Raw genomic sequence first — 14,042 nt, 5'->3', positions numbered from 1 at the left:
CTAGACGGGGTTGAGTTCCTTGGCCGGCGCCACACTAGGATAGGTGAGGCTCGATTCAATCATTTCCCGACCCTCGGTGGACACATAGTCAAAGAAGGCCTGAGCCACAACCGACAGTTGTTTGCCCGCAGGATAGACCAAATGCCAGTGCCGCTGAATCGGGAAATGTTCGACATCGAGAATCGTCAACTGGCTGGACTCGCGATCAAGGGCTAAGCAGTGGTGAGACAGGACAGAAATCCCTAGGCCGCCAGCGATCGCCTGCTTAATGGACTCGTTACTTCCCAGCTCAAGGCGGATATTGATCGGCACACCGTGCTCTGCAAAGAGCTTCTCCACCGCTTGGCGGGTGCCCGATCCCTGCTCCCGCATAATAAAGGGTTCTCCCGCCAGTTCTTGGATCGGGATTTTACTGCGACCACTGAGGCGATGGTGACTGGGGGCAACCACCACTAAGGGATTATCCAAAAAGCGGTGGCACTCCACATCCAGATTCTCCGGTGGGCAACTGGGAATATAGAGATCGTCCATATTGCCTCGAATGCGCTCTACCACCTGTTCATGGTTGGTGACCGTCAGGGCAACATCAATCCCCGGATAGCGCTGGCAAAATGGCCCCAGCAGCCGCGGAATCACATATTTGGCCGTGGTAATGACACACAGCCGCAAGTGTCCCTGCTTGAGACCCTTGAGATTAGCAACGGCCATTTCAAAGCGCTCAAGGCGCTCAAAGATGTCTTGGCAGGTGGCCAGCAGTTCCTTGCCGGCTTCTGTCAGATAGAGCCGCTTGCCCACTTGCTCAAAGAGGGGCATACCAACGGCACGGGTCAACTGCTTCATTTGAATCGAAACGGTGGGCTGCGTCAGAAAGAGTTCCTCGGCAGCGCGGGTAAAACTTCCGTGGCGAGCAGTGACCTCAAAAACCTTAAGCTGATGTAGGGTTGCTTGTTTCAAACCCATTCTCCTTTCGTCAGCGATAGAGCTACATAGATGAAATTCTATCAAATTTCACGCCACGATAACGAAATGTGAGGAATCTCAAGGCAAGAATGATGATCAAAGGGCACTCAAATCAGGTAATGAGCGATCGCCTGCGAGGGGGAAAACACCTCTGGAACGAATGGCGGCAAGCTTATCCTCAGCTTACTGTAGATTTGAGGGAAATGAATCTTACGGGCATGGATCTGCGGGGCTATGACCTGCGGGGCTGCAATCTCAGCCGTTCCTGTCTGCGAGAGGTGAACCTTGCCCATGGGGATCTGCGCTTTGCTAACCTCTATGAGGCGGATCTGACAGCGGCGAACCTCGATGATGCCGATTGCCGAGGGGCGTTGTTCTTAAAAGTGGTGGGCGATCGCGCCACTGCCCAGCGGGCAAATTTTCAACTGGCCAACTTGCAGTACGCTCGGTTGACCTATGCCGATTTCTCTTGGGTCACTCTTGAACAGGCGGATTGTCGCCACAGCAATTGGTGTCAAGCAGATCTCAGCCATGCCCGTGCTGCTTCTAGTGATTTTTCCTTTGCGCTGCTGATGGGGGCTAGCCTCAATGAAGCCACGCTGCGGTTTGCTCATTTGGTACAGGCGTCCTTGGAGGGGGTTCAAGCCTATCGCTGTAACTTCTATGCGGCCAATTTAGCCTATGCAGGACTGACGCGCGGCTATTTTTCCCATGCCCTTTTTGTGCGCGCCAACCTTAGTCATGCCATCTGTCGCTGGGCCAATTTTCGCCATGCCAATCTCCAGCAAAGCCAGTGCGAGCAAACGGATTTTCACTACAGCCTGTATGTTCGCTAGTAGTTCATCTTAAGCTTCTGACTGGAGCAGCGCCACGGCATAGGCGGCAATGCCCTCTTCACGCCCCACTGGCCCCAGTTTTTCATTGGTGGTGGCTTTGATACTAATCTGGTCGCGATCAATCCCTAGGGTGGTTGCAAGGCGATCGCGCATCTGGTCGAGGTAGGGTTTCAGCTTCGGACGCTCTGCCACCACTACGGCATCAATGTTGCCCACTTGCCAACCCCGTTCTGCAATCAGTGCCGCTACTTTCGCCAGCAAGACTTGGCTATCTGCCCCTGCCCATTTGGGATCACTGGGGGGAAAGTAATGGCCAATATCGCCAAGGCTGAGGGCACCCAAGAGGGCGTCCATAATTGCGTGGGTGAGGACATCGGCATCACTGTGTCCCAAGAGTCCCAAGGTGTGTTCTAGTTTGATACCGCCTAAAATCAGAGGCCGCTCGGGCACCAATTGATGGATGTCGTAGCCATTACCAATGCGAATTTTCATACTTGCTGCACAGGACAACGAAGGGGCGATCGCCAATGCCACCGCCCTCTATTGTTGCAGAGTCTTCTATCTTGGCCAACCTAGATATTCACTTCACTCAGTTGCCGACACATGTAGTCAAAGGGTTGTTCGACAATACTCGTGTCCTCGATGCCCGCCGCTGCCACGCGATCGCGCACAATCTCCTTCATGATTTGAATGCCGCGCACCGTTGGTCCAATGGGTACCCCTAGGGAGTTGTAGGTTTCCCGCAGACCTTCGAGGACGCGCTCATTGAGGACATCCACATCCCCGGCCACAATGGCGTAGGTGGCATAGCGCAGGTAGTAGTCCATATCCCGCAGGCAGGTGGCATAGCGGCGTGTGGTGTAGGCATTGCCGCCGGGTTGAATCAGTTCCGGCTGCTCTGTGAAGAGGGCAGAACCCGCTTCCTTCACAATGGCTGCGGCATCGCCATTGATCACTGCTGCCGCTTTAACCCGTACCGCACCGGAATTAAAGTAGGAGCGCAAACTGTCAACAGCATCGCGATCGAGGTAGCGACCGGTGGAGTCATAGTTTTTAATCAGTGTGGTGACGGCATCACGCATAGGTTTTTCTTACTCCTAGAACTGGTAAAACTAGCGTCAACCCGAACGCCAGCCGAAATTGCGCGGATCTAAAATCGTACTTAGCTTATCACGGTAGGGTTTCTCCCCCTTCGCTCCCGTTTACGGACTGTTGCGAACTATTACAAAAGTTCATAATTCTAGGGGTGCCCCACGAGGCGATCGCGCAAACGCTTAATTTGATCGCGGTAGCGGGCAGCCTCCTCAAAGGCCAATTCTTGGGCAGCCGCCTTCATTTTCGCCTCAAGGTCTTGGATCAGTTGGGGGATATCCTCTAGGCTCAGTTCCTGTAAGGCTTGGGAAGATAAGACAGGCACCGACTCGGCATTGAGGCGGCGAGACACATCCAAAAAGGCCAAGATGGCATTGCTGGTTTTCTTGACAATGGGTTGAGGGGTGATGCCGTGGGCTTGGTTGTAGGCCAGTTGAATGGCGCGGCGGCGCTCTGTTTCTTGGATGGCTTTTTGCATACTGTCGGTGAGGGTGTCGGCATAGAGAATCGCCTGTCCACGGACGTGCCGGGCAGCACGGCCAATGGTTTGAATCAGCGATCGCTCCGCCCGCAGGAAGCCCTCTTTATCTGCATCAAGGATGGCCACCAAGGACACTTCAGGTAAATCCAGTCCCTCCCGCAACAGGTTGACACCAATCAACACATCAAAGTCCCCTTGGCGCAGGGCTTCAAGAATCTCAATGCGCTCAATGGCATTGATTTCTGAGTGCAAATAGCGCACTCGTACCCCCCGTTCTTGGAAGTATTCCGTGAGATCCTCGGCCATGCGTTTCGTGAGAGTAGTCACCAGTACCCGCTCTTGGCGATCGCACCGCAGGCGAATCTCCCCATAGAGATCATCCACCTGTCCTTGGGTGGGACGGACAAAAATTTCTGGATCCACGACCCCCGTCGGCCGAATAATTTGCTCGACAACTTGCCCTTCAGACACCGCCAATTCCCAATCGCCGGGGGTTGCCGAGACAAAAATACATTGCTTCACCTTTTGCCAAAATTCCTCCGCCTTCAGGGGGCGATTATCCGCCGCACTGGGCAGCCGAAAGCCGTGATCAATCAGCACTTTTTTGCGGGCTTGGTCACCATTAAACATCCCGCGAATTTGCGGCACTGTTACATGGGACTCATCCACCACCAACAGCCAGTCGTCAGGAAAATAATCAATCAAACACTCCGGCGGTTCCCCCGCTGCCCGGCCGGCGAGATGGCGTGAGTAGTTTTCCACACCGTTGCAATAGCCCACCTGTCGCAGCATTTCCAAGTCATAGCGGGTACGTTGACTCAGGCGCTGTGCTTCAAGGAGTTTATTTTGGGCTTCCAAGTAAGCCACTTGGGCTTGCAGTTCCGCTTCAATGGCAGCACAAGCCGCTTCCAGGCGTTCGGCAGGGGTGACAAAGTGCTTCGCGGGATAGATATTCAGGCGTTCGACACTCTGCAATGTTTCCCCCGTCAGGGGATCGACATAGCGAATCGCTTCAATGTCATCCCCAAAAAACTCAACCCGAATGATGCGATCCTCATAGGCTGGGCCGATTTCTAAAACATCTCCCTTGACACGGAAGCGCCCCCGCCCCAGTTCCACATCGTTGCGCGTGTATTGAATGGTGGCCAGTTGCCGCAGCAGTTGTCGCAGATCCGTTTCACTGCCCACCTCCAAGGAAATCGCCGCTTTGAGGTACTCTGCTGGAATACCCAAGCCGTAGATGCAGCTAATGGAGGCAACGACAATTACATCCCGCCGTTCAAAGAGGGAGCGGGTGGCCGAGTGTCGCAACATATCAATTTCTTCATTGATAGAGGCACTTTTTTCGATGTAGGTATCGGTAACGGGAATGTAGGCCTCGGGCTGATAGTAGTCGTAGTAGGAGATAAAGTACTCGACGGCATTTTCTGGAAAGAATGAGCGCAGTTCATTGCACAGTTGCGCCGCAAGGGTTTTGTTGTGGGCCAGCACAAGGGTCGGGCGGCCAAGGGCCTCGATAACGCGGGCGATCGTGTGGGTTTTGCCGGTGCCCGTTGCCCCCAGCAATGTTTGGAAGCGATATCCCGCCTGTACCCCTGCAACCAGTTTTTGAATGGCTTGGGGTTGATCTCCCGTCGGTTCAAAGGGAGCGTGAATACGAAAGGGAGTACTGGTCATTGCCCAATTTCTAACGAATTCTTACCTAGCTTTTAGGGTAGTCGAGCAACGGAGGAGCGAGCCACCCAAAATCTTGTTCAGAAGGATTGAAGGCGCTTGAAACGGTCAAAACCACGTCCTCGCCTATTTGAGAAAGCAGCCCTAAGATTTGGTATTCTAAATAACAGTTTCTCGTGTATTGTAACAGTTAATTGCGCCAAATCTAAAGAATTGGTAAAAGCTTTCGCTCCCCCAAAATATCGGCAGTATCGTAGGGAAGCAAGATACCTCCTAACTGCGTCTTTGGCCCTACCCGCTTGGCGTAGGGTCTCTTTTTGCGGGAATTTCGCTAAAATCTGTGAATTCCCTACCGTGACGGCTATGGCTGGTGAAGTCGTTGAAATTCTCAGTGCCGATGATCTACGGCGCACTGTCACGCGCTTAGCCTCCCAAGTGGTGGAGAAGGCTCGCGATGCCCTCGACAAATTAGTGTTGTTGGGGATTCATACCCGTGGGGTTCCCCTTGCCAAGCTGTTGGGGCAACAAGTTGAACAACTGGAAGGAGTGAACCTCCCCATTGGTGAGTTGGATATTACATTTTATCGCGATGACTTGGATCGCATTGGCCCGCGCACACCGCGTCAGACCCTGATTCCCGTGGATCTCTCTGGGCGGATTGTGGTCTTGGTGGATGATGTGATTTTTAGTGGCCGCACGATTCGCTCTGCCCTCAATGCCGTCCATGATTACGGTCGCCCCAGTGCCATTTGGTTATTGGTACTCATCGATCGCGGGCACCGCGAATTGCCGATTCACCCCGACTTTACGGGTAAAGTACTGCCCACGGCTCGCGATGAAGTGGTCAAGGTACTCTTGCAGGGGATTGATCAGCGGGATGGGGTAGAGCTATGGAAACCCTCTTAATCTTGGGAAAACTCAATGCCATTCATCTCAAAAAAAGAAGCCTTCTTTCAAATGAAAGATACATGGCTATTCAATGCCAATAGCCTTGATGCTGATTTATTTACTGAGCCTTTTATTGACCTGATTGTGACTTCCCCGCCCTACAATGTGGGTCTTGAATATCGCTCAGTCAAAGATGATGTCCCCTACAGCGATTATCTAGAATTTAGTCGCGCTTGGCTGTCCAACTGTTTTCACTGGACAAAAACGGGCGGGCGGTTTTGCCTTAACATTCCCCTCGATAAAAACAAAGGGGGACAGCGCAGTGTTGGCGCGGATTTGACGGTTTTGGCTCAAGAGGTTGGCTGGAAATATCAGTCCACCATTGTCTGGAATGAGGGTAATATTTCGCGGCGGACGGCTTGGGGATCGTGGATGTCGCCCTCAGCACCCTATGTGATTGCGCCTGTGGAGTTAATTGTGGTGTTGTACAAAGAGGAGTGGCGGCGCAAGTCCGATGAAAAGGCCGATATTACTCGGGAAGAATTTATGGAATGGACAAACGGGCTATGGACATTCAGCGGCGAAAGCAAAAAAAAGATTGGTCACCCTGCACCGTTTCCAAGGGAACTGCCGAGACGATGTATCAAGCTCTTTAGTTTTCCGGGCGATATCGTCTTCGATCCCTTTTGTGGCAGCGGCACAACACTGGTGGAAGCTTTTGCCAACAAACGAAAAGGCGTCGGCGTTGAAATTGATCCTCGATATGCAGAACTGGCAAAGGAGAGACTCCTGAATGAGATTACACTTTTTGATGTGATCAATTTATAGGACTTTTCGAGCTTGACGGGTTCTATTAGCCAAGCTTCTAGGTCAGTCGTGCCACTACATCTATCGCTAGCTAAAGCGAGGTACCCGTTTTTCTAAACTATCGGGGACATCAGCGGAGAGGGGGGGATTCGAACCCCCGTTAGGTGTTACCCTAAACTTGATTTCGAGTCAAGCGCATTCAACCACTCTGCCACCTCTCCAAGGATCTCCAATCATAGCAAAGGTGAATGCCAAAGGCACACTTCGCGATTGACTCCGTCACGCTCCCCCTCAAGGCAATTCTGGCGGCAAACCCCTTTACGATAAAAGTATTCAGTTAACTTAAAACAACGACGGCATGGATATTAAACAGGGTTTTGTCGGCACCGTCGGGCAGACGCCGCTGATTCGCCTCAACTACTTTAGTGACCTCACAGGCTGTGAAATTCTCGGTAAGGCAGAGTTCCTCAACCCCGGTGGCTCTGTTAAGGATCGGGCTGCCCTCTACATTATTGAAGATGCTGAAAAAAAGGGCCTTCTCAAACCCGGTGGTACGGTGGTCGAAGGCACAGCAGGCAATACGGGCATTGGCCTAGCCCACATTTGTAATGCCAAAGGCTACAAGTGCCTGATTGTGATTCCCAATACCCAATCTCAAGAAAAAATTGATCTGTTGCGTACCCTAGGTGCCGAGGTGCGCCCCGTTCCCGCTGTGCCCTACAAAGATCCCAATAACTATGTGAAGCTCTCTGGCCGGATTGCTGCGGAAATGGAGAATGCCATCTGGGCAAACCAGTTCGATAACTTGGCCAATCGCCAAGCCCACTACGAAACCACTGGCCCTGAAATTTGGCAGCAGACCGATGGCCGCATTGATGCGTGGGTAGCAGCTACTGGCACGGGAGGCACCTATGCGGGGGTGGCGATGTACCTCAAGGAAAAAAATCCCGCGATTCGCACTGTGATTGCCGATCCCATGGGCAGTGCCATCTATAGCTATGCGAAAACGGGCACCCTCAGTAGCAGTGGCAGTTCCATTACCGAAGGCATTGGCAATAGCCGCATTACCGCCAACTTAGCAGGCGCTCCCATTGATGATGCGATTCAAATTGAGGATCAAGAGTGCCTTGAGATCATTTATCAACTGCTGCACTACGATGGCCTCTTTATGGGTGGCTCCGTCGGGATTAATGTGGGGGCAGCGGTACGCCTCGCCAAGGAACTCGGACCCGGTCACACAATTGTTACTGTGTTGTGCGATGGGGGTTCCCGCTATCAATCGCGGCTCTTTAATCCAGAGTGGCTGGCCAGTAAAGGGCTACGGGTGCCAGAGATTAAAAAACGTTAAGCCTTGGGAACAATGTCTGAAATAGAGGGGTCAGAAGGGGGCAAGTAGCCGCTAGGCGTGGGTGTGGACTTTACGCGAAATATTAGCCGTGAAAAAACAACGTTGGTTTCTCCTCTTTGCCAGCTTGGTCTGTGGGGTGGCGATCGCTCTCCATCCTGTGGCTGCACAGGCCCAAAATCTCTGGCAGCGGTTACTGTTGCAGGGGATTCAGGTCATCCAACTATCGAATATCTCGCCCCGCCAAGAGGTGGCCTTGGGGCAACAGATCCATGAGCAGATGCTGCGGCAAGGGATGCGCCTTGTTCGCAATCCCGCTGCGCAAAACTATGTGCATAGCATTGGTGACCGCTTGGTTAATGTCGGCGAACGTCGAGGTGTGCCCTACCAGTTTCACATCATCCAAGACCGCCAAGTGAATGCCTATGCCACAATGGGGGGCTTTGTCTATGTCACTACAGGGCTAATGCTGCGGGCGGAAAACGAGGCGGAACTAGCCAGCGTCATTGCCCACGAAATTGGCCACATTGATCAGCGCCATGTGATTCGTCAACTGCAACAAATGGCGATCGCCCAAGGCTTAATGACGGCTGCGGGCTTGGATCGCGATCGCGGGCTACAAATGGCCATGGAACTTGCCTTTCGACGTCCTCGCAGTCGTGAGCAGGAACTAGAGGCCGATCGCTATGGGTTGGGGCTATTGGCTCGCAGCAACTATGATCCACGGGCGATGGTGACATTTCTGCAGAAATTGCAACGGGAGGGAGGGGCACCGCCAACGATTTTGAGTACCCACCCTGCGCCGCGCGATCGTCAGTTGCTTGCTGAAAACTTAATTCGCTCTGGTTTGAGCAATGACTGTGTGGTTGCCCCCCAACCCCTGTGTGGCACCGATCCGGTGGTCTATCAACAACAACTGCGCTCCTTCTAATCTCACCTAACTAGCCAACAGATTGCGCCAGCGAGCATAGCGCCCCAAGGCCGTCAGCGGAAAGTGCTGCTGGTAGTAGTGGTACTTCAAGTAAAAGTGGCAGGGAAAGCCCGTGCCAGTGAAGTAATCCTCGTGCCATGTGCCATCGGCGCGCTGGGTCTGCAGCAGGTAGGCAATCCCCTTTTCAATGGCTGCTGTGGCGTAGTCTCCTGTGGCATTGCCAGCGGCCAAAAGGCCAATAATGGCCCAAGCAGTTTGGGAAGCGGTGCTATCGCCTTTGCCCTTGAGAGAAGGGTCGTTGTAGCTCCAGCAGGTTTCACCCCAACCACCATCGGCATTTTGACACTGCACCAACCACTCAGCGGCACGGCGAATGCGCCAGCGATCGTAGCGAGGAGCAACAAGGGAGAGGGCTGCCAACACCCCACTCGTGCCATAGAGGTAGTTCACCCCCCAGCGGCCAAACCAACAGCCTGCCGGTTCCTGCTCATGGCGCAAGTAAGCAAGGGCGCGATCGAGGGCACTACTGTCAAAGGCCAACTGACACCGCCCCACCATCTCCAGCACCCGTGCCGTGACATCAGCAGTATTCGGGTCAATCATTGCCTTGAGATCGCCGTAGGGAATGGCATTCAGCCAATCTTGGTCATTGTCCACATCAAAGGCTGCCCAGCCCCCCGGCCGACACTGCATTGAGGCAATCCAAGCGACTGCCCGCTCAATGGCTTGCCGTTTGAGGTTTTCATCAGGCAAGGTCACAGCATGAAGCGCCATCACCACCACCGCTGTATCATCCACATCGGGGTAGAAGCGATTCTCAAATTCAAAGGCCCATCCCCCCGGCTGACCTTTTTTGTTTTTTACGTGCCAGTCCCCATAGTCAAGGATTTGCTTTGACAGCAACCATTCGCCAGCTTTGACCAGGGCGGGATGATCGGGGGCGACGCCTGAATCCACCATGGCGCGCATGACCAAGGCAGTATCCCAAACTGGGGAGACACAGGGCTGGACGCGATACTCGGTGTCGGTTTCAATCGCAAAGCGATCCACTGCTGCCATCCCCCGCTGCACCATGGGGTCATCCACAGCATAGTCAAGGGCACGCAATGCCAATAGGGAGTTGAGCATCGCCGGAATAATGCCGCCCCAGTCGCCACTAGCTTCTTGACGCTCGAGCACCCATTCTTCGGCGGCCTTTAGCCCCTGTTCTCTGAGGGGATTAATGTTCAGGGTTTCAAAGAGCTTAAAAACGTGATCGAGACCAATAAAGACATCACTCCAGTCGCCTTGGCGGGGCAGTTCCCAGATCACATTTGCCCGCCCTTCGGCATAGAGTTCATCGAGGGTAATGGGCGGATCCATGGCATAAACGGGCTTGCGATCCATGACAATCAACAGCGGCACGGTGCTGCTGCGTGCCCAACTAGACATCTCATAAATAGTGAAGGGGCTACCCTCCGGCAGGAGCATGATCCAAGGGGGGAGGGAGGGAATCCCACGCCAGTCGTAGCAGCCAATGAGGGCAAGGTGCAGTTTGGTAAAGATGCGAGTTTTGCTAATGCCACCGCGAGCAAGGATAAATTGCCGTGCCTTCACCAAGGCAGGATCATCGGCGGGCACGCCCAACAGTCGCAGTCCCATGTAAGCCTCAACACTGGTGCTGAGATCGCCGCCATCGCCATAAAATAGCTCCCAACCGCCGTGATCCCGCTGATGGTTGCGCAAATACTGTTCCGCTTTGGCCAAGGGTAGCCGCTGTTCGGTGCCCCAGATTTTGTGGAGCAGGATCACCTCTGCGGTCATGGTCACATTGGACTCTAATTCTGCCCACCAGTAGCCCTCGGCATATTGCTGTGAAAAGAGAAAGTCTTGGCTGGCACGAATCGCCTGTTGGAGTTGCTTTGGGTCAATGGCAGCGGCAATTTGAGTTTGCATGATTCCTCGGCTGTTAGACTCTTGGTTAGTTTAGCGGGGGCGATCGCTCCCTCGCAAGCGGCACAGACTTGGGTTAGGATCAAGGCTATGTCTCTCCGTCAACACCAGCATCCCCTAATTCAGCGGCTCGCCGATCGCATTGAGCAGATTTGGCAAAGCACTTTGCCCTTAGCCCCCTATACCCTGCCTGAGGATCTCGGTTATGTCGAGGGCAAACTGGAAGGGGAGCGGCTAACGATTGAGAACCACTGCTACCAAGCGCCGCCCTTTCGCAAACTTCACCTTGAACTGGCACGGGTGGGGGAGAGTCTGGATATTTTACACTGTGTCATGTTTCCAGAGCCGCGCTACGATCTGCCAATGTTTGGCTGTGACCTCGTGGGTGGCCGAGGGCAAATTAGTGCCGCAATTGTGGATCTCTCGCCGGTGACGGGTGAGTTGCCCGCTGCCTATACATCGGCCTTAAATGCTTTGCCAAAACTCACCTTTAGTCAACCCCGTGAGTTGCCCCCTTGGGGACATATCTTCTCGTCCTTTTGCATTTTTATTCGGCCACAGGGAGACACTGAGGAACAGCAATTTCTCGATCGCATTGGTGAGTACCTCACGCTCCACTGTCAACTTAGCCAGCAAGCTGTGCCCACGGATCAGCCCGAAGCCGTGATTGCCGGCCAACGGCACTACTGCCACCAGCAACAGCAGAACGATAAAACCCGCCGGGTTCTGGAAAAAGCCTTTGGTGCTGCTTGGGCAGAACGCTACATGACCACCGTTCTCTTTGACTTGCCCCCTGCTGCCTAGAACCCCTTAAGGACTCTCTCCCCGATGAACCGCATCAGCCAGTGGATCGGTCAGATTCAGATTAAAGGAATAAGGAAACATTGGAATGTTGAGTCGTCAATTAGGGATCAATACCTTAGAAAACCGTCGAGAATCCCTTAAAAAATTTGCAGTAAAGACCCTGCAGCTGTTTGGTTCAGTGGCACGGGATGAAGCTCACGCTGAAAGTGATGTTGATTTGTTAGTAGAGTTTGAAAGGCCTGTTGGATTATTTACCTTCATTGAGCTAAAAGAATATTTGGAGAAAATCTTAAGCTGTTCTGTTGATTTGGGCACACCCCAATCTTTACGTTCAAGGCTTAGGGAGGAGGTATTAAAGGAGGCGATTCGTGCCTTCTAGGAAGCTATGAGAACGCCATAGTTTAGCTGTCATTGGATCTGACAATGTGGCGCTGGCAAACCACTGACCTCGGGCGCTTTCTCACCTGCGATCTTTTGCAGGGGTTTCAGCATGGCTTCTTTACTCGCGATTGGCAAGGACAAGACCTCAGCACTCTCACCGCAGCCCTAGGCACGACAGCAACACCGCTACGAACCCAACAGGTGCATGGCGATCGCGTGGCTTTGGCAGCAGAAGTTTTAGCCCGTGATGAACGATTGGCAGCGGATGCCCTTGTGGCCACAGGGTCTGATCAAGCCCTCTGGGTGTGTAGTGCCGATTGTGTGCCGCTACTCATTGCCGATGTGGGCAGTGGACGGGTTGCGGCGATTCATGCGGGGTGGCGGGGGACAGCGATCCAAATCTCTAGGGCCACGCTCCAGCAGATGCAAGCATTCGGCAGTGATCTTGCCAATTTACGGATTGCCATGGGGCCTGCGATTCGCGGTGAGGTCTATCAAGTGGGGCTGAATGTGGCCCGTGCCTTGGCGCAGACCATTCTTGAGGGGGTGACGGAAACCACTGACCGCGATGATCTTTACCAGCGTCTCGCTGCCTTAGACCCAGAGATGATCTTTCTTGATCCAGACCCTGAGCGACTTCGGGTGGATGTGGCACGGGTGAATCGCTTGCAATTGCTGCAATTGGGGCTAAGGGACGAGCAAATTGCCCTGTCTCCCCACTGTACGTTTCGCGATGCTGAATGCTTTTTCTCCTATCGCCGTGAACACCTCAAGCAGGTGCAGTGGTCGGGAATTATTAGTCGATTAGTATGATTGGCGTTGCCACGGGAGAATCCATTGCCCGCGCTTGGGGCGATCGCCACTGCCAGCACCCCGACTTTCCTGCCCTAGTCTGTGTTCTTGGCTTTACGGAAACGGCATTGATTCCCGGAATCTCGGCAGCGGGTCAAACCCCCAGCGATCGCCGGATCACAGCCCTAGCGGATGGCGAGTTTCTGCTGCGAGGCATTCAACCCCGCTACCACTATCCCCTGCCACCCCTGACGGCGGGTGCCTCGCCTGCCCTAATTAGTCGTGCCCTTCTTGAGGCGCTGGCATTGCCGCTGTACGTCTTTAATGCCGGTTTACCGCTGCCGCGTCTGCCCGAGATGATTGATTTGGGAGGCGCACCGGCGCGCTGCCTAACCACGGGTGAAGCGATGACAGCCCAAACTGTAGCGCAGCTCTGGGAACAGGGATGGTCTTGGGGAGCCAAGCTCAGCAGCCAATATCCGTGGCTGATCATTGCTGAATGTGTCGTGGGCGGCACAACCACTGCCCTTGCCCTCTGTGAAAGTTTGGGCATCCCCGCTCGCGATTGTGTAGGCAGTAGTCATCGCCAGAGTAACCATGCCCAAAAGTGGTCACTCGTGCAACAGGGGCTTGCCCATCTCCCTGCTAATGCGGATCCTTTCACTTGTGTAGCAGCGATTGGCGATCCAATGCAGGTGGTGGTGGCGGCTATGGCCCTGCGGGCAAGTCAAACCTGTGGTGTGTTGCTGGCGGGGGGGTCACAAATGATGGCGGTCTATGCCTTTGCGCGAGCGATCGCCCAGTGGCGTCAGCTTCCTTGGTGTCCCGCACAAATCGTGGTGGGCACAACCCGCTGGCTGATTGAAGATCAAACGGCTCAGATTCACCGCTTGGCAGAGCGTGTTCAGTGTCCACTCATTTACACGCAACTTGATTTCAGCGCATCCCGTCATCCTGCCCTGCGTGCCTATGAACAGGGGTTTGTCAAGGAAGGGGTTGGTGCGGGGGGGTGTGCCATTGCTGCCCATCTGCTGGCGGGCTGGAGCAATTCAGACATGGTGCATATTATTGACAGGTTGGGCGATCGCTGGTCTAAAGGGATGTGATCTTCTTTGAGAG

General features: G+C 53.8%; 14 protein-coding genes and 1 tRNA gene. 9 read left to right on the top strand and 6 right to left on the bottom strand.

What is annotated here, in order from left to right; all coding sequences use genetic code 11:
• Window positions 1-954: a LysR substrate-binding domain-containing protein gene (locus tag RHH53_RS09125; protein ID WP_315862887.1), complete on the bottom strand. Its 954-nt coding sequence runs from the start codon at window positions 952-954 to the stop codon at window positions 1-3.
• Between the two features lie 95 nt (window positions 955-1,049).
• On the opposite strand from RHH53_RS09125, the gene RHH53_RS09120 reads away from it, so the two are divergent.
• Entirely contained in the window at window positions 1,050-1,796 is a 747-nt protein-coding gene (locus RHH53_RS09120) for a pentapeptide repeat-containing protein (RefSeq protein ID WP_302678114.1), read from the top strand.
• Between the two features lie 9 nt (window positions 1,797-1,805).
• Here RHH53_RS09120 and ispF read toward each other — a convergent pair whose 3' ends face one another.
• The 3 genes from ispF to uvrB form a co-directional block, all read right to left on the bottom strand.
• Window positions 1,806-2,288, bottom strand: coding sequence for a 2-C-methyl-D-erythritol 2,4-cyclodiphosphate synthase (ispF, locus tag RHH53_RS09115; protein ID WP_302678113.1), 483 nt, complete (start codon window positions 2,286-2,288; stop codon window positions 1,806-1,808).
• Between the two features lie 80 nt (window positions 2,289-2,368).
• Entirely contained in the window at window positions 2,369-2,878 is a 510-nt protein-coding gene (apcB, locus tag RHH53_RS09110; RefSeq protein ID WP_149818761.1) for an allophycocyanin subunit beta, read from the bottom strand.
• 158 nt (window positions 2,879-3,036) lie between these two features.
• Window positions 3,037-5,046: an excinuclease ABC subunit UvrB gene (gene uvrB / locus RHH53_RS09105; RefSeq protein WP_206199894.1), complete on the bottom strand. Its 2,010-nt coding sequence runs from the start codon at window positions 5,044-5,046 to the stop codon at window positions 3,037-3,039.
• Window positions 5,047-5,406: 360 nt separating this feature from the next.
• On the opposite strand from uvrB, the gene pyrR reads away from it, so the two are divergent.
• Together pyrR and RHH53_RS09095 are read left to right on the top strand one after the other, a co-directional pair.
• The gene (pyrR, locus tag RHH53_RS09100) at window positions 5,407-5,949 is read left to right on the top strand and encodes a bifunctional pyr operon transcriptional regulator/uracil phosphoribosyltransferase PyrR (protein ID WP_302676066.1); all 543 of its coding nucleotides are present in this window, start codon (window positions 5,407-5,409) and stop codon (window positions 5,947-5,949) included.
• A gap of 15 nt (window positions 5,950-5,964) precedes the next feature.
• The gene (locus tag RHH53_RS09095) at window positions 5,965-6,759 is read left to right on the top strand and encodes a site-specific DNA-methyltransferase (protein ID WP_206199892.1); all 795 of its coding nucleotides are present in this window, start codon (window positions 5,965-5,967) and stop codon (window positions 6,757-6,759) included.
• A 113-nt stretch (window positions 6,760-6,872) separates the two neighbouring features.
• Here RHH53_RS09095 and RHH53_RS09090 read toward each other — a convergent pair.
• A tRNA-Ser gene (locus tag RHH53_RS09090) sits at window positions 6,873-6,959 on the bottom strand.
• 137 nt (window positions 6,960-7,096) lie between these two features.
• Between RHH53_RS09090 and RHH53_RS09085 the strand changes: the two genes are divergently transcribed.
• Together RHH53_RS09085 and RHH53_RS09080 are read left to right on the top strand one after the other, a co-directional pair.
• Entirely contained in the window at window positions 7,097-8,086 is a 990-nt protein-coding gene (locus RHH53_RS09085; protein WP_206199891.1) for a cysteine synthase A, read from the top strand.
• 88 nt (window positions 8,087-8,174) lie between these two features.
• Window positions 8,175-9,014, top strand: coding sequence for a M48 family metallopeptidase (locus RHH53_RS09080; RefSeq protein WP_302678110.1), 840 nt, complete (start codon window positions 8,175-8,177; stop codon window positions 9,012-9,014).
• Window positions 9,015-9,020: 6 nt separating this feature from the next.
• Here RHH53_RS09080 and shc read toward each other — a convergent pair whose 3' ends face one another.
• Entirely contained in the window at window positions 9,021-10,949 is a 1,929-nt protein-coding gene (shc, locus tag RHH53_RS09075; protein WP_310743699.1) for a squalene--hopene cyclase, read from the bottom strand.
• Between the two features lie 87 nt (window positions 10,950-11,036).
• Between shc and RHH53_RS09070 the strand changes: the two genes are divergently transcribed.
• From RHH53_RS09070 to cobT, 4 genes are all read left to right on the top strand, one after another.
• The gene (locus RHH53_RS09070; protein WP_302678108.1) at window positions 11,037-11,750 is read left to right on the top strand and encodes a phycocyanobilin:ferredoxin oxidoreductase; all 714 of its coding nucleotides are present in this window, start codon (window positions 11,037-11,039) and stop codon (window positions 11,748-11,750) included.
• Between the two features lie 85 nt (window positions 11,751-11,835).
• Window positions 11,836-12,129, top strand: a complete 294-nt coding sequence (locus RHH53_RS09065; protein WP_310438178.1) for a nucleotidyltransferase family protein — start codon at window positions 11,836-11,838, stop codon at window positions 12,127-12,129.
• A 44-nt stretch (window positions 12,130-12,173) separates the two neighbouring features.
• Window positions 12,174-12,944 carry a peptidoglycan editing factor PgeF gene (pgeF, locus tag RHH53_RS09060; protein ID WP_310438179.1) on the top strand — a complete coding sequence of 257 codons (771 nt, stop codon included), beginning with the start codon at window positions 12,174-12,176 and terminating at the stop codon, window positions 12,942-12,944.
• Window positions 12,941-14,029, top strand: coding sequence for a nicotinate mononucleotide-dependent phosphoribosyltransferase CobT (cobT, locus tag RHH53_RS09055; protein ID WP_310743698.1), 1,089 nt, complete (start codon window positions 12,941-12,943; stop codon window positions 14,027-14,029). The genes pgeF and cobT overlap by 4 nt, the downstream gene beginning before the upstream one ends.
• Window positions 14,030-14,042: the final 13 nt, after the last annotated feature.

It is taken from the genome of Thermosynechococcus sp. PKX82 (assembly GCF_031583255.1).
GTDB lineage: Bacteria > Cyanobacteriota > Cyanobacteriia > Thermosynechococcales > Thermosynechococcaceae > Thermosynechococcus.
The sequence above is the reverse complement of the archived record's forward strand: the minus strand, read 5'-3'. Positions and strand labels throughout refer to the sequence as shown.

What these genes read in the sequence shown, in the direction of transcription:
- RHH53_RS09120 (WP_302678114.1), top strand. Translation starts at nt 1,050, where the DNA reads ATGATGATCAAAGGGCACTCAAATCAGGTAATGAGCGATCGCCTGCGA.
- ispF (WP_302678113.1), bottom strand. Translation starts at nt 2,288, where the DNA reads ATGAAAATTCGCATTGGTAATGGCTACGACATCCATCAATTGGTGCCC.
- apcB (WP_149818761.1), bottom strand. Translation starts at nt 2,878, where the DNA reads ATGCGTGATGCCGTCACCACACTGATTAAAAACTATGACTCCACCGGT.
- uvrB (WP_206199894.1), bottom strand. Translation starts at nt 5,046, where the DNA reads ATGACCAGTACTCCCTTTCGTATTCACGCTCCCTTTGAACCGACGGGA.
- pyrR (WP_302676066.1), top strand. Translation starts at nt 5,407, where the DNA reads ATGGCTGGTGAAGTCGTTGAAATTCTCAGTGCCGATGATCTACGGCGC.
- RHH53_RS09095 (WP_206199892.1), top strand. Translation starts at nt 5,965, where the DNA reads ATGCCATTCATCTCAAAAAAAGAAGCCTTCTTTCAAATGAAAGATACA.
- RHH53_RS09085 (WP_206199891.1), top strand. Translation starts at nt 7,097, where the DNA reads ATGGATATTAAACAGGGTTTTGTCGGCACCGTCGGGCAGACGCCGCTG.
- shc (WP_310743699.1), bottom strand. Translation starts at nt 10,949, where the DNA reads ATGCAAACTCAAATTGCCGCTGCCATTGACCCAAAGCAACTCCAACAG.
- RHH53_RS09070 (WP_302678108.1), top strand. Translation starts at nt 11,037, where the DNA reads ATGTCTCTCCGTCAACACCAGCATCCCCTAATTCAGCGGCTCGCCGAT.
- RHH53_RS09065 (WP_310438178.1), top strand. Translation starts at nt 11,836, where the DNA reads ATGTTGAGTCGTCAATTAGGGATCAATACCTTAGAAAACCGTCGAGAA.
- pgeF (WP_310438179.1), top strand. Translation starts at nt 12,174, where the DNA reads ATGTGGCGCTGGCAAACCACTGACCTCGGGCGCTTTCTCACCTGCGAT.
- cobT (WP_310743698.1), top strand. Translation starts at nt 12,941, where the DNA reads ATGATTGGCGTTGCCACGGGAGAATCCATTGCCCGCGCTTGGGGCGAT.